The organism is Stenotrophomonas sp. 28608_Sma (assembly GCF_056486185.1).
The window spans coordinates 1,730,144-1,747,209 of the sequence record NZ_CM151308.1 but is presented as its reverse complement, the minus strand read 5'-3'; the positions used below and the strand labels follow the sequence as shown (position 1 = coordinate 1,747,209).

The 17,066-nt window shown below is 66.1% G+C and carries 19 protein-coding genes and 1 tRNA gene; 7 read left to right on the top strand and 13 right to left on the bottom strand.

Features of this window, described 5'->3' with window-relative positions; all coding sequences use genetic code 11:
* Positions 1 to 124 precede the first annotated feature (124 nt).
* Together ACZLHH_RS08135 and ACZLHH_RS08130 are read left to right on the top strand one after the other, a co-directional pair.
* Positions 125 to 1,429, top strand: coding sequence for a hemolysin family protein (locus tag ACZLHH_RS08135; RefSeq protein WP_149908628.1), 1,305 nt, complete (start codon positions 125 to 127; stop codon positions 1,427 to 1,429).
* On the top strand, positions 1,413 to 2,072 hold the full coding sequence (locus ACZLHH_RS08130; protein ID WP_005412917.1) for an exopolysaccharide biosynthesis protein: 660 nt from the start codon (positions 1,413 to 1,415) through the stop codon (positions 2,070 to 2,072). Before ACZLHH_RS08135 ends, ACZLHH_RS08130 begins: the two co-directional genes overlap by 17 nt.
* A gap of 92 nt (positions 2,073 to 2,164) precedes the next feature.
* Here the strand turns inward: ACZLHH_RS08130 and ACZLHH_RS08125 are convergent, their stop codons facing one another.
* From ACZLHH_RS08125 to ACZLHH_RS08110, 4 genes are all read right to left on the bottom strand, one after another.
* Positions 2,165 to 2,662 (bottom strand): pyridoxamine 5'-phosphate oxidase family protein, encoded by a 498-nt coding sequence (locus ACZLHH_RS08125; protein ID WP_149908627.1) that lies wholly within the window; start codon positions 2,660 to 2,662, stop codon positions 2,165 to 2,167.
* Between the two features lie 68 nt (positions 2,663 to 2,730).
* Positions 2,731 to 3,726: an LLM class flavin-dependent oxidoreductase gene (locus ACZLHH_RS08120; RefSeq protein WP_149908626.1), complete on the bottom strand. Its 996-nt coding sequence runs from the start codon at positions 3,724 to 3,726 to the stop codon at positions 2,731 to 2,733.
* Between the two features lie 222 nt (positions 3,727 to 3,948).
* Positions 3,949 to 4,716: a sulfurtransferase gene (locus ACZLHH_RS08115; protein WP_049421507.1), complete on the bottom strand. Its 768-nt coding sequence runs from the start codon at positions 4,714 to 4,716 to the stop codon at positions 3,949 to 3,951.
* Positions 4,717 to 5,022: 306 nt separating this feature from the next.
* On the bottom strand, positions 5,023 to 5,388 hold the full coding sequence (locus ACZLHH_RS08110) for a DUF6164 family protein (RefSeq protein WP_032128940.1): 366 nt from the start codon (positions 5,386 to 5,388) through the stop codon (positions 5,023 to 5,025).
* Positions 5,389 to 5,459: 71 nt separating this feature from the next.
* Between ACZLHH_RS08110 and ACZLHH_RS08105 the strand changes: the two genes are divergently transcribed.
* Positions 5,460 to 5,894, top strand: a complete 435-nt coding sequence (locus tag ACZLHH_RS08105) for an FKBP-type peptidyl-prolyl cis-trans isomerase (protein WP_149908625.1) — start codon at positions 5,460 to 5,462, stop codon at positions 5,892 to 5,894.
* Positions 5,881 to 7,128 (top strand): TIGR03862 family flavoprotein, encoded by a 1,248-nt coding sequence (locus ACZLHH_RS08100; protein ID WP_149908624.1) that lies wholly within the window; start codon positions 5,881 to 5,883, stop codon positions 7,126 to 7,128. Before ACZLHH_RS08105 ends, ACZLHH_RS08100 begins: the two co-directional genes overlap by 14 nt.
* Positions 7,129 to 7,164: 36 nt before the next feature.
* On the opposite strand, the gene ACZLHH_RS08095 is transcribed toward ACZLHH_RS08100, so the two are convergent.
* The 5 genes from ACZLHH_RS08095 to ACZLHH_RS08075 form a co-directional block, all read right to left on the bottom strand.
* Positions 7,165 to 8,127 carry an IS110 family transposase gene (locus ACZLHH_RS08095; protein ID WP_228355044.1) on the bottom strand — a complete coding sequence of 321 codons (963 nt, stop codon included), beginning with the start codon at positions 8,125 to 8,127 and terminating at the stop codon, positions 7,165 to 7,167.
* 313 nt (positions 8,128 to 8,440) lie between these two features.
* A complete protein-coding gene (locus ACZLHH_RS08090; protein WP_149908623.1) occupies positions 8,441 to 8,902 on the bottom strand; it encodes a GNAT family N-acetyltransferase in 462 nt (153 codons plus the stop codon).
* Between the two features lie 160 nt (positions 8,903 to 9,062).
* Positions 9,063 to 10,685 carry an FMN-binding glutamate synthase family protein gene (locus tag ACZLHH_RS08085; protein ID WP_049420983.1) on the bottom strand — a complete coding sequence of 541 codons (1,623 nt, stop codon included), beginning with the start codon at positions 10,683 to 10,685 and terminating at the stop codon, positions 9,063 to 9,065.
* Between the two features lie 55 nt (positions 10,686 to 10,740).
* On the bottom strand, positions 10,741 to 12,027 hold the full coding sequence (locus tag ACZLHH_RS08080; protein WP_180844458.1) for a nucleotide sugar dehydrogenase: 1,287 nt from the start codon (positions 12,025 to 12,027) through the stop codon (positions 10,741 to 10,743).
* 142 nt (positions 12,028 to 12,169) lie between these two features.
* Positions 12,170 to 12,604: a BLUF domain-containing protein gene (locus ACZLHH_RS08075; RefSeq protein WP_032128935.1), complete on the bottom strand. Its 435-nt coding sequence runs from the start codon at positions 12,602 to 12,604 to the stop codon at positions 12,170 to 12,172.
* A 131-nt stretch (positions 12,605 to 12,735) separates the two neighbouring features.
* Between ACZLHH_RS08075 and ACZLHH_RS08070 the strand changes: the two genes are divergently transcribed.
* Positions 12,736 to 12,822: transfer RNA gene (locus ACZLHH_RS08070), tRNA-Leu, on the top strand.
* A 23-nt stretch (positions 12,823 to 12,845) separates the two neighbouring features.
* Here ACZLHH_RS08070 and hemN read toward each other — a convergent pair.
* Together hemN and ACZLHH_RS08060 are read right to left on the bottom strand one after the other, a co-directional pair.
* Positions 12,846 to 14,255, bottom strand: coding sequence for an oxygen-independent coproporphyrinogen III oxidase (hemN, locus tag ACZLHH_RS08065; RefSeq protein WP_180844459.1), 1,410 nt, complete (start codon positions 14,253 to 14,255; stop codon positions 12,846 to 12,848).
* A gap of 44 nt (positions 14,256 to 14,299) precedes the next feature.
* Entirely contained in the window at positions 14,300 to 14,740 is a 441-nt protein-coding gene (locus ACZLHH_RS08060; protein ID WP_032128934.1) for a group III truncated hemoglobin, read from the bottom strand.
* A gap of 179 nt (positions 14,741 to 14,919) precedes the next feature.
* On the opposite strand from ACZLHH_RS08060, the gene ACZLHH_RS08055 reads away from it, so the two are divergent.
* A complete protein-coding gene (locus ACZLHH_RS08055; protein WP_010486039.1) occupies positions 14,920 to 15,207 on the top strand; it encodes a hypothetical protein in 288 nt (95 codons plus the stop codon).
* Positions 15,204 to 16,253 (top strand): 4Fe-4S dicluster domain-containing protein, encoded by a 1,050-nt coding sequence (locus ACZLHH_RS08050; protein ID WP_071228359.1) that lies wholly within the window; start codon positions 15,204 to 15,206, stop codon positions 16,251 to 16,253. Before ACZLHH_RS08055 ends, ACZLHH_RS08050 begins: the two co-directional genes overlap by 4 nt.
* Before the next feature lies 1 nt (position 16,254).
* Here ACZLHH_RS08050 and ACZLHH_RS08045 read toward each other — a convergent pair whose 3' ends face one another.
* Together ACZLHH_RS08045 and ACZLHH_RS08040 are read right to left on the bottom strand one after the other, a co-directional pair.
* The gene (locus tag ACZLHH_RS08045) at positions 16,255 to 16,491 is read right to left on the bottom strand and encodes a hypothetical protein (protein ID WP_032128931.1); all 237 of its coding nucleotides are present in this window, start codon (positions 16,489 to 16,491) and stop codon (positions 16,255 to 16,257) included.
* A 353-nt stretch (positions 16,492 to 16,844) separates the two neighbouring features.
* Positions 16,845 to 17,054: a helix-turn-helix domain-containing protein gene (locus tag ACZLHH_RS08040; RefSeq protein WP_032128930.1), complete on the bottom strand. Its 210-nt coding sequence runs from the start codon at positions 17,052 to 17,054 to the stop codon at positions 16,845 to 16,847.
* Positions 17,055 to 17,066 lie beyond the last annotated feature (12 nt).

Sequence of the window (17,066 nt, the reverse complement as noted above, 5' to 3'; positions counted from 1 at the left end):
GCGCACCTTATGGACGACGACCCTTACCCCCCTGCGCCGCGCCGGACCCTGTTCCTGAGCGCCAGCCGCCATCGCAAGCACCCGCCCTCCCTGCCACCAACCGGGGACGACGCCCGTGTTTGAAATGATCCTGATTGTCTTCGCGCTTGTTCTGCTGAACGGCTTCTTCGCCATGTCCGAGATGTCGGTCATGACCTCGCGCAAGAGCCGCCTGAAGCAGATGGCCGCCACCTCCAAGCGTGCCGCCAAGGCGCTGGAGCTGTCGGAGAAGCCGGAGAGCTTCCTGTCCACCGTGCAGATCGGCATCACCGTGATCGGCGTGCTGACCGGCTATCTCGGCGGTGAAGCGCTGGGCGACGCCTTTGCCGGCTGGATCCAGGGCCTGATGCCCGGTTTCGCCTATGCCGGCAAGATCGGCACGGTACTGGCGGTCAGCCTGATCACCTTCATCACGCTCATCTTTGGCGAACTGGTGCCCAAGCGCCTGGCGCTGACCCGCTCGGAGGCGATCGCCGGACTGGTGGCCATGCCGATGAGCTGGCTGGCCAAGCTGGCCCTGCCGTTTGTCTGGCTGCTGTCCAGGACCACCCAGCTGGTACTGAAGATTCTCGGCCTGGGCAAGGACGAGGCCGCCCAGGTGACCGAAGAAGAAATCCGCATGCTGGTGGCCGAGAGCCACGAGGCCGGCGTGATCGATGCCCATGAGCGCGACATGATGAACCGCGTCATGCGCCTGGGCGACCGCACCGCCGACAGCCTGATGACCCCGCGCAACCGCATCGCGTGGCTGGATACCCAGGCCGGGCTGGAGCGCAACCTGGAAATCATGGCCGAACACGAGTTCTCCCGGTACCCGGTGTACCGCGACAACGACATGGACGTGGTCGGCGTGCTCGAACTGAAATCGCTGGCCACGCGCATGGCGCGCGGCGACAACGCGCTGTTCCAGACCCTGCGCGACCCCCTGTACGTCTCCGAATCGACCCACGCGATGAAGCTGCTGGAAATCTTCCGCGAGGAACAGCAGTCGATGGCACTGGTGGTGGACGAGTACGGCGAGATCCAGGGTCTGGTGACCATCAGCGACCTGATGGGCGCGGTGGTCGGCCGCCTGCAGGCGGTGGAGAACGCCGACGAGGACGCGCTGGTGGTGACCCGCGAAGACGGCTCGCTGCTGGTGGACGGCTCGCTGCCGATCGAAGACGTGCGCGAACTGATCGGCAGCAACGACCTGCCCGACGCCGAGGACGGCGACTACTACACGCTGGCCGGCATGTGCATCCATTACTTCGGCCGCATTCCGCACGCAGGCGAGTACTTCGACTGGGCGGGCTGGCGCTTCGAAGTGGTTGACCTGGATGGTGCGCGCGTGGACAAGCTGCTGCTGCGCACGTTGTCCGACGAGCAGGCCGATGAGCTCACCGCCTGAGGCCGGCAAGGGTCCGGGCGACGAGCGCCCGGCCTACCGCAACGAGGGCATCCGTACCCTGCTGGAGATGTTTGCCTCTGGCGATCCCGCCGAGCACATGCCGCTGGGCCAGATCCTCGGCAACCTGCAGCAGAGCGCGTTCGGCGTGTTCCTGTTCGTGGCGATCCTGCCGTCGTTCATCCCGATCCCGGGCATGGGCGGCGCGGTCAGCGGCCCACTGGTGGTCCTGATCGGCCTGCAGATGCTGTTCTGCCTGCGCCGGCCCTGGCTGCCCGGCTTCATCGCCCGCCGCGGGCCGAAGCGCGGCACCATGCATCGTTTCCTGGACCGCATCGACCGACCGCTGCGGCGCCTGGACAAGATGCTGAAACCCCGCCTGCCGCAGCTGCTGACACCGCTGCCCGCCCACGCCTTCAGTGGCCTGCTGCTGGTGTTGCTGGGCCTGCTGCTGTCGTTGCCGATTCCCTTCACCAATTTCCTGTTCGGCTTCCAGCTGCTGCTGTTCTCGCTGGCGCTGCTGGAACGCGATGGCGCGCTGATGCTGTTCAACTGGATCGCCGCCGTGGCAGCGATCGCGTTCTTCGGTTTCAGTTCGGGGCAGCTGGTGGGCTACACGGTGGAGCTGTTCCAGCGCTGGTTCTGAGCCGGAATCCGGTAGAGCCGGCCGCTGGCCGGCTGCCACGTTTCCAGGTTTGCCGGCCAGCGGCCGGCACTACCAATACCGGACATCGGCCATCATCGAAGGTCGATGAATCCGTTGTCGGCCAACGCCGCCGGTTCGTCCTGCACGGCTGACAGCACGAAACTCAGCGCTGTGCCCAGCAGCGTGCCCGGACCGTCCCAATACTCGGCACTGTCGGCGCGCACATGGATCAGGCGAAGGTTGGGGTCATCCTTGCCACCGGGGAAGAACAGCTTCATCGCCGGTGACCACAGCTCCTCGATCTTCGCGCGATCATCGACCACGCGTGCCCGCCCCGCCACGGACACATAGGTGTTCTTCGAGGGCGAGGCATACGCCACGTTGACCCGCGGGTCGAGCGCGATCTCGGCCACCTTGGGGCTGTCGCCGGTGATCACGAACCACAGGTCACCGTCGAAGGCGACCTGCTGGGTGGCCAACGGCCGGCTGTAGAGGCGGCCATCGACGCCGGTGGTGGTAAACATCGCCACCTCCACGTCCTTGATCAGTTCTGCCAGTTGGGCAATGTGTTCGGCGCGGGTGTCGGCCATGTGGGGGCTCCTTCGATATGAGCCCCCATCAGACGCGGTTCGGCCGCAATGGGCCGTGACGCAATTGTTCAGCCCGCGTGGCGGGCGTGCCAGGCCTGCATCGCCAGTTCGAACGAGCGCAGGCGCGCACGGTGGTCATACAGGTTGGCGGTGAGCATCAGCTCGTCCGGCTTGTGGCGCTCGACAAACGCGGCGATGCCTTCCGCCACCTGCTGCGGATCCCCCAGCACGGTGCAGGCCAGTGCCCGCTCCACGCCCACTTTTTCGTGCGGCTCCCAGAAGGACTCGATGTCGTCGATGGGTGCCGGAATCTTGCCCGGTCGGCCACGACGCAGGTTCACGAAACTCTGCTGCTGGCTGGTGAACAGGCGCCGCGATTCGGCTTCGCTGTCGCTGGCAACGACGTTCAGGGCCAGCATCGCGTGCGGCTGCTTCAGCGTGGCCGAGGGGCGGAACTCGCGTCGGTACACCGCCAGCGCTTCGTCCATCACGTCCGGTGCGAAGTGCGAGGCGAACGCGTATGGCAGGCCCATCGAGGCGGCCATGCGCGCACCGAACAGGCTGGAACCGAGGATCCAGGTCGGCACCCGCAGGCCACCACCCGGAACCGCCTGCACCGCCTGCCCGGGCTGTACCGGTTCGAAGTAATGCAGCAGCTCGCGCACGTCCTGCGGGAACTGGTCGGCGCTGTCGAAGTAGCGGCGCAGTGCACGCGCGGTCGGCTGATCGGTGCCCGGCGCACGGCCCAGGCCGAGGTCGATGCGGTCCGGATACAGCGAGGCGAGCGTGCCGAACTGCTCGGCCACCTGCAGCGGCACATGGTTGGGCAGCATGATGCCGCCGGCACCGACGCGGATGCGCTTTGTGCCACCCGCCACGTGACCGATCAGCACGGCGGTGGCCGCGCTGGCGATGCCGGGCATGTTGTGGTGTTCGGCCAGCCAGTAGCGGCGGTAGCCCAGCGCATCGGCGTGCTGGGCCAGTTCCAGCATGTTGGCGAAGGCAGCGGTGGTGTCACTGCCCTCGCAGACCGGGGCCAGGTCAAGGATCGACAACGGGATCATCAGCAGTTTTCCGTCACAGGATCCCCCATGAATGGGGTCGGTCGGGCGCGGCGGCCAGTGACGGTGGCGGGATGCTGATTCCCGTGGGACGGGTTCAGGGCCCGCCGGACCGATCCGGGGTGCCCTGATCCGCGCCAAGCGCGATTGGTAGTGCCGGCCGCTGGCCGGCATACAGGTAGATCGCTTCGCAGCCGACCAGCCGCCGGCTCTACCAAGGAAGCGTCAGAACGCGCTGGGGCGCGGCTCCGGCAGCGGCTGGTCGACCATTGGCTTCAGCTCGGCATCCAGCGCTACGCGCTCGTCGAACACGAAGCAGCGGCCTTCGTAACCTTCGCCGCCCACCTCCTCGAAGTAGCCGAGGATGCCGCCGTCGAGCTGCAGCACGTTGTCCATGCCGTCGTTGACCATCCACAGCGCGGCCTTCTCGCAGCGGATGCCGCCGGTGCAGAAACTGACCACGGTGCTGTCCTTCAGCGCTTCGCGGTGCGGCGCCAATGCCTCGGGCAGGTCGGTGAACTTGTGGATGGGCAGCACCAGCGCATCCTTGAAGGTGCCGTACTCCACTTCCTGCAGATTGCGCGTATCGAGCATGACCACCGGCTTGCCGGCGTCATCATGCCCCTGCCGCAACCAGCGCTGCACGGTAGCCGGATCGACCGCCGGTGCACGCGGATACTCCAGCGGCTGGCCGTCATCACGGCGGAAGCTGATGATCTCGTCCTTCACCTTGGCCTTCAGCCGCGCGAACGGCTGATGCTCGCTCAGGCTGGTCTTGACCCGCATATCGGCAAAGCGCGCATCGGCATGCAGCGCCGCATAGAAACTTTCGACCGCCTCCGGCGCACCGGCCAGGAACAGGTTCAACCCCTCGCCCGCCACCAGGATCGTGCCGCGCAGCTGCGCCGCCTCGGCACGCGCCAGCAGCTGGTCGCACAGGGCCTGGGGGGCGTCGATGACGGCGAAATGGTAGGCAGCGGTATTGGCGATCATCCCGCCATTTTAGCGCCAGACCACTCCAGGGTCAGATTTTCACGTTCATCCACGCATGGCGTGGATCTACAGAGTTCATGAACCTGTCAGAGGCGTGGCGGTGTGGGCAGGCGGGGGCGCAGAGCGCCATGGATGGCGCTCTACGAGGCACGCAGGAGCAGTTTTTGCCGTCCCCCGCCTGCCCACACCGCCACGCCATCCCACGGAATGCCAGCTGTTGCTGTTGCTGTTGCTGTTGCTCTTGCTGTTGCCGGCCAGCGGCCGGCACTACCGCGGGTGCCGGGTGCAACCCGGCCAGAAGCCCCATTACCCCCGCAACAGCACGAACGGCAGCAGCACCAGCGCCGCCGCACCGGCCATCGCCAGCAGCACCAGCACCACATACACCGGCCGGCGCCGGAACAGGCTGCCGAAGGTCTCCGCCGTCCCCTCGCGCAACGCCTGCTCGCGCTCGGCACGGATGCGCGGCCCGCGTTCGGCCTGGTACTCGGCCATCAGCGCCTTCGCACGCGGATGATCGGCGTCCTCGCGCAGCCACAGGCCGCCGTTGGAAATGCCCCAGGGGCTGGGTTCGGTGCGATACCAGGCGATGCCGTGCTGGTCGAGCAGCGTGCAGACATCGGCGTATTCGTCGTCGCCGACATTGCGCAGATTGAGCAGGAGTTTTGCCATGCCCCCCATGATACCCGGCGCCGATGCGCTACCCTTGCCGCCCTCGCCCTGCGCCCTTCCGGAGACGCCCGATGCGCCACCTGCTGCTTCCCCTGCTGCTGTCCCTCGCCGCCGTTGGCTGCTCGACCGAACCGTCCGGCCCACCGCCGGGTGGCACCCTGACCACCTTCGAGCGCATCGATACCGTCCCGGGCACCGGCACCGAAGCCGTTGCCGGCAACAAGGTCACCGTGCACTACACCGGCTGGATCTACGACAACCGCACCGAAACCAAGCACGGCAAGACCTTCGACAGCTCGGTCAGCCGTGGCGAACCGTTCACCTTTGCGCTCGGCGCCGGCCAGGTCATCCGCGGCTGGGATGAGGGCGTGGCCGGCATGAAGGTCGGCGGCAAGCGCACGCTGATGATCCCGCCGGACTACGGCTACGGCGACCGCCGGGTTGGCCCGATCCCGGCCGGCTCGTCGCTGGTCTTCGATGTCGAGCTGCTCGATGTCAAACCGTAATACCGCAACGTCTCTGCGGGTCGCCGTCATCGGCGGCGGCCCGGCCGGCCTGTTCGCCGCCGAGCGCCTGCGCGCCGCTGGGCTGGAGATCGACCTGTACGAGGCCAAGGGTTCGCCCGGCCGCAAGTTCCTGATCGCCGGCAAGGGCGGACTCAACCTCACCCATTCCGATCCGCGGCCGCTGTTCGACAGCCGCTACCGCGAGCAGGCCTCTGCCGTGGGACGCTGGCTGGACGGCTTCGACGCGCAGGCGCTGCGCGACTGGGCTGCCGGCTTTGGCGTGGAGACCTATGTGGGCAGCTCCGGCCGCGTGTTCCCGGTCGACCGCAAGGCGGCCCCGCTGCTGCGCGGCTGGGTGCGCCGCCTGAAAGAACAGGGTGTGCGCCTGCACGCCAACCACCGCTGGATCGGATGGAGCGACGACGGCGCCCTGCGATTTGAAACCGAAGACGGCGCCGTTGAAGTGCATGCCGATGCTACCGTGCTGGCCATGGGCGGCGGCAGCTGGCCGCAGCTGGGCAGCGACGGCGCCTGGGTCTCGCCACTGCAGGCACGTGGCGTGGACATCGCACCGCTGCAGTCGGCCAACTGCGGTTTCGACGTGGACTGGACGCCGTTCTTCGCCGAGCGCAATGCCGGCGCACCGTTGAAGCCGGTGGTCGCGCACTGGCTGGACCTGGCGGGACAACCGCAGTCGCTGCAGGGCGAGTGCGTGGCCAGCGAGTACGGCATCGAAGGCAGCCTGATCTACGCATTGGCCGCAGACCTGCGCGAGACCATCAACCGCAATGGCCACGCGATGCTGTGGCTGGACCTGGTGCCGGGCCGCGATGAAGCACGCCTGCTGGCCGACCTGTCACGCCCGCGCAAGGGTCGCAGCTTCGGCGAGCACCTGCGCCGCCAGGCCGGCCTGGATGCAGTGAAAGCCGCACTGGTGTTCGAGATGCTGGGAAAGGAAGCGGGCAACGACCTGCCTGCCGTGGCAGCTACGCTCAAGCGCCTGCCCCTGCGCCTGCTGCGCCCCCGGCCGATGGCCGAGGTGATCAGCACCGCCGGTGGCGTGCGCCTGGATGCGCTGGATGATGGCCTGATGCTGCGGGCAGTGCCCGGCGTGTTCTGTGCCGGCGAGATGCTGGACTGGGAGGCGCCGACAGGTGGCTACCTGCTGACCGCGTGCTACGCCAGTGGCCTGCGTGCTGCGGAAGGCGTGATCGGGTGGCTGGCGGCGCGTTGACACCTGCGTTGTAGAGTCGAGATCCTATGTTCGTGGTCAAGCCTGCTGGAAGCAGGCTTGACCCACCTTCAGCATGGCCGGATCGAAGTCCCGGCCGCTTTTGAAGACACCCCAGGCGATCCTGGCCAGCTTTCTGGCCAGGATGTTGAAGACGGCGGTGCTGGGGTGACCGCGTTTTGACAGCTCGTCGTAGAGCGGTTGCCCCTGGCGACACCGCTTGAGCCCCATTGCGGCCATGTAGAGCATCTGGCGCAGCACTGGCGCGCCCTGTTTGGACAGCCGACGCCGTCCCGTTCTGCCGCCAGACTCGTTAGGCCGGGGATCCAGGCCCGTGCAGGCGATCCACGCGTTGGCGTTGGCCAACGGCCAGCGCGTCATGTAGTAAATCAGGTGAGCGGCGACGGCAGGGCCGATACCAGGGATGGTCAACAGGCGCTTGTAGAGCGCGCCATGCTCTCCATCGCGACCCAAGCGCTGCAGTTCGCTTTCCAGCTCGGACAGCGTCCCAGCCAGAGCGCAGAACAGATCTGACAGCTCCCCGGGGGCACTTTTGCTTACCCCGAAGGATTGCTCCAGGCGCGCGCGTGTCTTTACCAGCGTCTGCCGCTTGCGCAGCAAATCGTGCATCTGCTGCTGCTCATCGGTACGCGGTACGTATTCACGCAGGCGATCGTTCTCCTTCTTCACGTACCGGGCGATCGCTTCGGCGTCCATGGCGTCCGTCTTGCCACGCGAGCCCGTCGCCCGGCCGTAGTGCTTGATCAGACGTGGATTGATCACATAGACAACGTGGCCTGCCTGGCCAGCCATCCGAGCCAACAACTCGTAGTACCGCCCCGTCGCCTCCATGCCAATCCGGCATCGCTGGGGCAAGGTGTTGAGCCACTGGGCTATGCCGGCCCGGGTGTTGGCGATCCTGTCGCCGGCCTTGCGGTCGGCCACTGCCGGTACGAACTCCTTGGAGTCCACGTCCACGCCAATATCGAGAGAATCAGACATTTGTACGGCTCCCAGCTATCTTTAAGGGGCTGGGGTGGTACCGCACCGACGTTAGCTTGCCTACATCGACGATCCCCTTTGGGGGCCGTACGATCCTTTATCGACGTTCGTGTGCGGGATGGGGATCGCTCGACTCGTCTGTCGGCTAGTATCCGCAGATGCATGCTTGACGGTCCCTCCACCCTGGCTCCTACATACCGCGTAGGAGCCGGGAGGAACATACAAGCCATGCTCGACTGCTTTTGATTCAGGCGATAGAGCAGTCGAGCATGGCTCGACTCTACAAAAACCATCGAGCAAGCTCGACGCTACATCACCATGGCCGGCGCATGCTCACCGAGGCCAGCGCCACGCCGCTGGGATGCGGGTAAGTCTCTTCGCGCACGCTGATGAACCCGTGCCGTTGATAGAACGGCACGGCGTTGAGCGAGGCCGACAGCACTACCTCACGATCACGATCGGCCATCGCCAGCAGGCGCTGCATCAGCGCCTGGCCGATGCCCTTGCCGCCGCGATCCGGATCGACGAACAACGCATCAACCTCGTTGGCATCGGTATCAAACACGCCGAACCCGAGCAGGACACCCTGCCCGTCCTCGGCCACCACGCAACCACCCTGCCCCAGCAGCCTCGCGTACTGCAGCGGCGGTGGCGAGGCCGACCACGGCGCGATGACCTCCGGCGGGTAGTGGCTGCAGCAGGTCTCGCGCACACAGCGCGTGCGCAGGGCCCACAGCCTGGCCACATCATCCATGGTGCCGGTCCTGAACTGCATGACGCCTCCTTGTAGAGCCGAGCCCATGCTCGACTGTTCTTCGTTCCAACAGCGCGATGCCTGATTGAAAGGCAGTCGAGCAAGACTCGACTCTACAGAATCGTTAATCTCGACGCCTGATCGAAAGGCAATCGAGCAGGGCTCGACGCTACAGCAACGGTTACCGCGACTTGCTGGCGCGCAGCGCCTGGATCTTCGGCGGCGGCTGGAACGAGTCGCTGCGTGCATCGGCCCAGAACGCATGGAACACCGCATGGTCGGGCACCTTGTGCAGCAGTTCGCCTGGTTCCAGGTAGCGGTACAGCGAGGCCAGCGAACGGATTTCCACCGGTGAGACGCGGCGCAGGATGTGCTCCGGCCCCAGCTCGGCCGGATCGTTCAGGCCCGCCGCACACAACAGCTCCTTCAGGGCGTGCAGCGTGTGCTCGTGGTAGCTGTACACACGGGTGGCCTTGTCCGGTGCATCCAGATGCTTCCAGCGTGCAGGGTCTTGGGTCGCGATGCCGGTCGGGCACTTGTCGGTATGGCAGCTCAGTGATTGGATGCAGCCCAGCGCGAACATGAAGCCTCGGCCGGCATTGCACCAGTCAGCCCCCAGCGCGATGGTCCGCGCGATGTCGAACGCGCTGGTGATCTTGCCGGCCGCACCGATGCGGATGCGATCGCGCAGATCCAGGCCGACCAGGGTGTTGTGCACCAACAGCAGCGCTTCGTGCATCGGCACGCCGACATGGTCGACGAACTCCGCCGGTGCCGCACCCGTGCCACCCTCGGCGCCGTCAACCACGATGAAGTCCGGCAGCAGCCCGGTTTCCTGCATCGCCTTGGCAATGCCGAACCACTCCCACGGGTGGCCGATGGCCAGCTTGAAACCGACCGGCTTGCCACCGGACAGTTCGCGCAGGCGTGCAACGAACTGCAGCAGCTCGACCGGCGTCGAGAACGCCGAGTGACGCGACGGTGACACGCAGTCCACACCCATCGGCACGCCACGCGTCACCGAGATCTCGGCGGTCACCTTCGGCGCCGGCAGCACGCCACCGTGGCCGGGCTTGGCGCCCTGCGACAGCTTGATCTCGATCATCTTGACCTGATCATGGGTGGCATTGGCAACGAAGCGTTCCTCGCTGAAACCGCCCTTCTCGTCACGGCAACCGAAGTAGCCCGAGCCGATCTCCCACACCAGGTCGCCGCCCATCTCGCGGTGGTAGGGCGAGATCGAACCTTCGCCGGTGTCGTGATAGAAGCCACCGCGGCGTGCGCCTTCGTTCAGCGCGCGGATGGCATTAGCCGACAGCGAACCGAAGCTCATCGCCGAGATGTTGAACACGCTGGCCGAATAAGGCTTGGCACAGTTCGGGCCGATCAACACACGGAAGTCATGCTTGGCGATGGCGGTCGGTGCCAGCGAATGGTTGATCCACTCGTAATCCACCGCATAGGTGCTGCGCAGGGTGCCGAACGGCACCGTGTCCATCTCGTTCTTGGCGCGCTGGTAGATCAGTGCACGCTGCTGGCGCGAGAACGGCACGTCTTCCAGGTCGCTCTGCACGAAGTACTGGCGGATCTCCGGGCCGATCGATTCCAGCCCGTAGCGGAAGTGCGCCATCACCGGATAGTTGCGGCGCAGCGTGCTGCGCTTCTGCAGCAGGTCCCAGGTCCCCAGCGCCACCATCGCGGCAGTCAGGCCGACGCCCCAATACCAGGCCGGCCAGATCGTGGCCAGCCACAGGCATATCGGGAACATCAGGATGGCGAGCAGGTAGACGATATACCGGTGCATGGCTTTCCTCGGTTGCAACTGCCCCCGAGTCTACCGCGCCGCCCGCTGCCAAGGCTTACAAGCGATCGTCAACCACGTTGCGCGGCCAGGCCGATTTCACGTCGTAGACCAGGCCTCCCGGCACCAGCAGCGCCCGGATTGCGGATTCATCCATCGCCTTGAAACGGGCGTGGGCCACCGCCAGCACCACCGCGTCATAACACCCCGCCCCGGGATCGGCCAGCCAATCCAGGCCCTCGCCGGTCAACGCCGCCGGGCCGACCCAGGGGTCGCTGACCTCCACCTGCGCACCGGCATCGCGCAGGCGTTGCGCCAGCTCCAGCGCGCGGCTGTTGCGCAGGTCCGGGCAATCCTCCTTGAAGGTCACGCCCAGTACCAGGATGCGTGCGTCCGCCGGCGCACGGCCACGCTCGGCCAGCATCGCCAGCACCCGCGCCGCCACGTGCTCGCCGACGCGGTTGTTGACCTGTCGTGCGGTGTGGATCAGGTCCGGGTGATAGCCCACGCTCTCGGACTTGTGCAGGAGATAGTACGGGTCCACGCCGATGCAATGGCCGCCGACCAGCCCCGGCCGGAACGGCAGGAAATTCCACTTGCTGCCGGCGGCGTCCAGTACATCCTGGGTATCGATGCCCAGCCTGTCGAAGATCAGGGCCAGCTCGTTGACCAGCGCAATGTTGACGTCGCGCTGGATGTTCTCGACCACCTTGGCCGCTTCGGCCACCCGCATCGACGGTGCCGGGAAGGTACCGGCAGCGATGATGCGCTGGTACAGACCATCAATCACCGCAGCGACTTCCGCTGTCGAGCCGGAAGTGATCTTGCGGATGTCGGCCAGGCGCCGCTGGCGGTCGCCGGGGCTGACCCGTTCCGGGCTGTAGCCGCAATAGAAGTCTTCGTTGAAGCGCAGGCCCGAACCCTGCTCCAGCAGCGGCACGCACACTTCCTCGGTGGTACCGGGGTAGACCGTGGACTCGTAGATCACCAGGTCGCCGGCGCGAAGATGACTGGCAATCAGCCGTGTCGCCGAACGCAGGGGCTCCAGGTCGGGCTGCTCGTAAGCATCGATCGGGGTCGGCACGGTGACGATGTAGACGTTGCAGGCATCGAGCAGTGCCGGATCGCTGCCGTACTGCAGCAGCTGCGCACTGGCCAGTTCGTCGGATTCCATTTCCAGCGTGTGGTCCTGGCCGTTGCGCAGCTCGGCGATGCGACCGGCATCGATATCGAAACCCAACGTCGGCCACTGCCGGCCAAACGCCACCGCCAACGGCAGTCCGACGTAGCCCAGGCCGATCACCGCAAACCGGGGTGCGCTGGCCGCCGCTACCGGCGCACTCATCGGCACATCCCGCGCAACGGATGCGATCGCACATACGCTGCCATGGCCTCGGCCAACACACTCATCTGCTGCACCACTCCGGAAAACCTGCGCCAGAAAGGCTACAGCCTACCGGCCCCGGCGCCCTGCCGCCAAGGCGGGCTCAGGACCCCAACGCCACCGCGGCCGGTTCCAGTTCGCCGTCGGCGCCGGTCCAGGCCTGCAGCAGGCGCTCGAATCCACCGCTGCCAAGCAGGAAGCCGGGCCACGCGGCGTCGACGATCTGTGCCAGCAGCTCCGGTTCGATCCGCCGCGTGCCCATCGACCAGCGCGGAAATGCGCGCTGCACCACGGGGGCACGGCACAACACTTTCAGCTGCCCGTGGCTGCGCGCATTGAGGATGCGCTGGAACACCGAATCGATGCCGTCCTCCGGGCCCTCGAGATACTGCAGGAAGCGCGCTCCGTCGAACATCAGCACACCGGTGACACCGGCTACACGATTGAATGCCGTGGCGTCGGCCAGCAGGCGGTCAAGATCGGTTGTCTGCAGATCGGCGCGGGCCTCACTGGCATAGGCAATCGCGTGCAGCGACATCAGGTGGCTCCCCCCCTGGGAACGATGGCAGGGACTATGACATGAATGCGATCGACAGTTAAGCACGCCGCCGCCATGATGCAATCCGGTTGCGGAACCGCAGGTGGGCTACAATCGGCGCCGCGCTGCAGGCCCGGATGGCGAAACTGGTAGACGCATCGGACTTAAAATCCGCCGACCGCAAGGTCATGCCGGTTCGATTCCGGCTCCGGGCACCACACGCACGCAGCACATCCCGCTTTCAGATCGCCCGCGAATAACGTGGTTGCTCGTGCGCGGCACGCAGATACGGGTCGAAGCACATCGCCAGCAACCGCAGCAGCGGTCGCCCGGGTTCGCTGGCACGCACCACGCCATCGCGGTATTCGGCCAGGCCGTCTTCCTGCAGCCGCTGTACCGAACGCAGGTCCTCGGCAAAGTACTGCTCGAAATCCACGCAGTGACGCTGCCCCAGCAGCACGCCATCCACCTCGCCCTGGCACATCAGCTGCTGGATCAGTTCCGCGCGCAGCTGGTCGTCGGCACTCAACGCCACGCCGCGCCAGACCGGCAACTGACCCTGGTCCACCGCATCCTCCCACGACGGCAGGTCGCGCGGATTCTGGCTGTAGGTGGCACCGATGTGGCTGATCGCACTCACGCCCAGGCCGAGCAGATCGGTATCGGCGTGGGTGGTATAGCCCATGAAGTTGCGATGCAGCTGGCCGGCGCGTTGTGCGCGCGACAGATCCTCTTCCGGCAACGCAAAGTGATCCATGCCGATGTACTGGTAGCCCGCCGCGGAGAGCTTCTCCACCGCCAGGCCCAGCAGCGCCAGCTTGTCTTCCGGTGACGGCAAGCGGCTTTCGTCGATCTGCTTCTGCGCGCGGAACAGATGCGGCAGATGCGCGTAGCCGTAGACCGCCAGGCGGTCCGGGCGCAGCGCCAGCACCAGCTCGAGGGTGCGACCGAAGCCTTCCAGGCTCTGTCCCGGCAACCCATAGATCAGATCGACGTTGACCGAACGCATGCCGCTGTCGCGGCAGGCGCGCAGGATGTCCAGCGTCTGCTGCACGCCCTGCACGCGGTTGATCGATTCCTGCACCTGCGGATCGAAATCCTGCACGCCCAGGCTGGCCCGGTTGAACCCCAGCCGCGCCAGCATGGCGACGTCGCGGGTGTCGATGAAGCGCGGATCGAGTTCGATCGAGAAATCGCGCTGCGGCGAATCACTGAAATCGAAGCGCCGGCGCAACCCTTCCACCAGCGTGGTCATCGCTTCGGCATCGAGGAAGTTCGGCGTACCACCACCCAGGTGCAGCTGGATCACCTCGCGGCCGTCATCGAACTGCGGCGCCAGCAGGTCGGCCTCGGCCAGCACGCGTGAGACGTAGCTGTGGCCACGACCGCGATCACGGGTGATCACCCGGTTGCAGCCGCAGTAGAAGCAGGGGCTGGAACAGAACGGCACATGCACGTACAGCGACAGCGCGCGGGCCAGCTGGTTGCTGTCGGCGATCGCTTGGCGCAGTGCCGGCGCGTCGAAGCCATCATGGAAATGCGGCGCGGTCGGGTACGAGGTGTAGCGCGGGCCCGGCCGGTCGTGCCGGCGCAGAAGATCGGGGTTGAAGGTCCAGGCCAGGCCACCAGCGGCGGGAGAGAACGTGTCCATGCCGCCAGCATCGCGCCGGGCGGCCTGCGCCGCCTTGACCCAGATCAATCCTTGGCAGGGATGCCCAGCACCGGCAGGCCGACCTGCGGCCAGCGCAGCATCTGGTAGCGCTTCCAGAAGGTGTCACCGATGCGCGCGGCCACGTCGTTGGCCAGCTCCTGCATCGGCGGGTTGTTGCATTCGGCGGTGGTGATCCGGAACAGCACCAGCCAGCGGTCGAACAGGTCCTTGTCCAGCTCGATGGCCATGTGCTTGGACATCGGCGAGCCCTTGAACCGGCGGGTGCCGCGCAGCATCGCCGACCAGAAGTCGACCAGTTGCGCCAGGTGCTCGGGCCAATCGTGGACGTGCGCGCCGAACACCGGCCCCAGCCGCTCTTCCTCGCGCACGCGGGCATAGAAGTCGTGAACCAGGCGGGTCACTTCCTGCTCGGTGCACAACTCGGGCGAGGCGACGGGGAGGACAGGCGGCGGTGTTGCGTTCATCGGGGTACCCAAAGCGTGCCGGCAGTGTGCCGCAGCCGGCCATCACCACCGTTGATCCAGATCAATGTCGGCGCAGTCCGCTGCACCTAGGCTGGCACGCTTGCAGGAAGCATGCCCTGCGGATGCGGCGCCGACCCTGGCGAAGTATACGCGCCGCCCACTTTTCGATCCGGGACAGCATGAACAGACCTTCTCCCAACCGCCGCCAGCGGCTGATCCAGCAGTGGGGCGCCATCCTCTGGCCCAGCTTCATCGCCGCCGGCGTGGCCAGCGTGGTGTTCTTCGCCTTCGTCGATCCATTGCGCCTGCAGGCCATCAGTTTCCCGGGCACCGCAATCAGCCGCGAACTGGGTTACACGGCGGGATTCTTCATGTTCTGGTCGGTGACGGCACTGTCCAGCGCGGTCACCTGGTACCTGCAGCGGCCCATGCCGAGCGATGACGACGACGAGCTGCCGCTGGGATGAGCACGTCATGTACCCGGACTCCCCGTCCCTGGCACTGGCGCGGCACGCTCAGCGCCGCCCTGCTGGCGCTGTTCTACGCACTGCCGTGGCTGCGCTGGGAGGGCCGCCAGGCGCTGCTTCTGGACATCAACGCGCGGCGATTCGACCTGTTCGGCTGGACCCTGTGGCCCGGCGACGTCGGCGTACTGATCGGCCTGCTGGCGGTACTGGCCGTCGGCCTGGCGCTGCTTACCCACCTCGCCGGACGCATCTGGTGCGGCCATGCCTGCCCGCAGACGCTGTGGCGGCGCGCCTTCGACTGGATCGCCCGCAGCGCGGCCCGCATGCTGCCGGCACCTGCTGTACGCCCGGTCACCCAGCTTGCCTGGGGACTGCTGTCAGTGTGGACCGGCATTACCTTCGTCGGCCTGTTCAGCCCGATCACCGGCTTGCTGGCCGCCGCGCCAAACGCTGGCTGGAGCGGCTGGGAAACGTTCTGGGTACTGTTCTATGCCGCTGCCACCTGGGGAAACGCCGGTTTCCTGCGCGAGCAGGTCTGCCGTTCGCTGTGCCCGTTCGCACGCATGCAACCACTGCTGACCGATCCGCATACGCCGCGCATGCTGTACGACGCCCGTCGCGGTGAGCCGCGCGGGCCACGTCCATCCGGGCTCGGCGGGGTGCTGGGCCGTGGCCGCGGCCTGCTCGACCCGACCACTGCGCAGGACTACGTATTCCGCGCCGCGCATCCGCTGCTGGCTGGACCGATGCCGACCTTCAGCGCCGACCGTCTGGGTGATTGCACCGATTGCGCGGCCTGCGTCATTGCCTGCCCGATGCAACTGGACATCCGACAGGGACCGCAAGCCGATTGCCTGGCCTGCGGTGCCTGCCTGGAGGCCTGCGCACAACAGCAGCACCGGGCCGGTTTCGGTCCGGCGCTGGTGCGCTACTGCAGTCCGCAGGCAATGGCCGGACAACCGAAGCGCCTGTGGCGACCCCGGACGTTGGCCCTGCTGTTCTTGTTGCTGGCGCTGCTTGCCTGCGGCGCCTGGCGCCTGCTCTGAATCAACGCGACCCGCTGGCGTGCGGCGGCACAAGCTGCGCACGCCGGACGATGCCCAGCTGTTCGATGATCAGCGCCATTTCATTGGTGACTTCGGTACGCTCGGTCCCCTGCGGGACCAGACGGTCCAGCACCTGCTGGTAGGTATCCCAGAACGCCGGACCGCATCCGTGTTTGTGGTAACTGGCTTCCAGTTCGCGGCGTACCCGTTCAGCCAAGCCATGCATGCCGTATTCCATACGACCTCCGTTGGACTTGTTCTGCATTGTTGACGGTCTACCGACTCACTTGCGTGCTACTGAAAGACTCCCAGGCTTCACGCCTGGTTGACTCCAATTAGTCATAGATTTCACGACAGGTCAATTACATGCAGCGACTTTCGTGATTGAAATTATTAATCGTTCACGAAACTACATACGGGACCCCGGGCCCCCCGGATGGGGTGAAGCCGACAGGCCGCGGGAACCATGGACCGATGACTCCAGTAGATGGCGCCGATTGTGACCCTCAGATCGATCGATCTTGCCTATTTTGCTAAGCATACTTAGCAAATTGCGCTTAGCGTGCTAAATGCGACAAAAGGCGGCGCAAGTCAGATGGATTCGCCCGCCGACGCTTCTGTCGTGGGGAACAGGTTCGGATAGCGCTGATGCAGGATGTACTGCCGCAGGGCCGGAATCGGGAAATCCTTCGGCCATTGCGACACTGCGGAACGGCTGATGCCAAAGAAGCGGGCCAGTTCGGCATCGGTCTGGAATCCCAGCCGGGTGCGCACCTGCCGCTTGCTCCAGAATTCGGTCACGGTCGGTCCTTC

What these genes read in the sequence shown, in the direction of transcription:
- ACZLHH_RS08085 (WP_049420983.1), bottom strand. Translation starts at nt 10,685, where the DNA reads ATGCACCGGTATATCGTCTACCTGCTCGCCATCCTGATGTTCCCGATA.
- ACZLHH_RS08130 (WP_005412917.1), top strand. Translation starts at nt 1,413, where the DNA reads ATGAGCTCACCGCCTGAGGCCGGCAAGGGTCCGGGCGACGAGCGCCCG.
- ACZLHH_RS08090 (WP_149908623.1), bottom strand. Translation starts at nt 8,902, where the DNA reads ATGCAGTTCAGGACCGGCACCATGGATGATGTGGCCAGGCTGTGGGCC.
- ACZLHH_RS08135 (WP_149908628.1), top strand. Translation starts at nt 125, where the DNA reads ATGATCCTGATTGTCTTCGCGCTTGTTCTGCTGAACGGCTTCTTCGCC.
- ACZLHH_RS08125 (WP_149908627.1), bottom strand. Translation starts at nt 2,662, where the DNA reads ATGGCCGACACCCGCGCCGAACACATTGCCCAACTGGCAGAACTGATC.
- ACZLHH_RS08100 (WP_149908624.1), top strand. Translation starts at nt 5,881, where the DNA reads ATGTCAAACCGTAATACCGCAACGTCTCTGCGGGTCGCCGTCATCGGC.
- ACZLHH_RS08075 (WP_032128935.1), bottom strand. Translation starts at nt 12,604, where the DNA reads ATGTCGCTGCACGCGATTGCCTATGCCAGTGAGGCCCGCGCCGATCTG.
- ACZLHH_RS08095 (WP_228355044.1), bottom strand. Translation starts at nt 8,127, where the DNA reads ATGTCTGATTCTCTCGATATTGGCGTGGACGTGGACTCCAAGGAGTTC.
- ACZLHH_RS08050 (WP_071228359.1), top strand. Translation starts at nt 15,204, where the DNA reads ATGAGCACGTCATGTACCCGGACTCCCCGTCCCTGGCACTGGCGCGGC.
- ACZLHH_RS08060 (WP_032128934.1), bottom strand. Translation starts at nt 14,740, where the DNA reads ATGAACGCAACACCGCCGCCTGTCCTCCCCGTCGCCTCGCCCGAGTTG.
- ACZLHH_RS08115 (WP_049421507.1), bottom strand. Translation starts at nt 4,716, where the DNA reads ATGATCGCCAATACCGCTGCCTACCATTTCGCCGTCATCGACGCCCCC.
- ACZLHH_RS08105 (WP_149908625.1), top strand. Translation starts at nt 5,460, where the DNA reads ATGCGCCACCTGCTGCTTCCCCTGCTGCTGTCCCTCGCCGCCGTTGGC.
- ACZLHH_RS08080 (WP_180844458.1), bottom strand. Translation starts at nt 12,027, where the DNA reads ATGAGTGCGCCGGTAGCGGCGGCCAGCGCACCCCGGTTTGCGGTGATC.
- ACZLHH_RS08055 (WP_010486039.1), top strand. Translation starts at nt 14,920, where the DNA reads ATGAACAGACCTTCTCCCAACCGCCGCCAGCGGCTGATCCAGCAGTGG.
- ACZLHH_RS08045 (WP_032128931.1), bottom strand. Translation starts at nt 16,491, where the DNA reads ATGGAATACGGCATGCATGGCTTGGCTGAACGGGTACGCCGCGAACTG.
- ACZLHH_RS08110 (WP_032128940.1), bottom strand. Translation starts at nt 5,388, where the DNA reads ATGGCAAAACTCCTGCTCAATCTGCGCAATGTCGGCGACGACGAATAC.
- ACZLHH_RS08120 (WP_149908626.1), bottom strand. Translation starts at nt 3,726, where the DNA reads ATGATCCCGTTGTCGATCCTTGACCTGGCCCCGGTCTGCGAGGGCAGT.
- hemN (WP_180844459.1), bottom strand. Translation starts at nt 14,255, where the DNA reads ATGGACACGTTCTCTCCCGCCGCTGGTGGCCTGGCCTGGACCTTCAAC.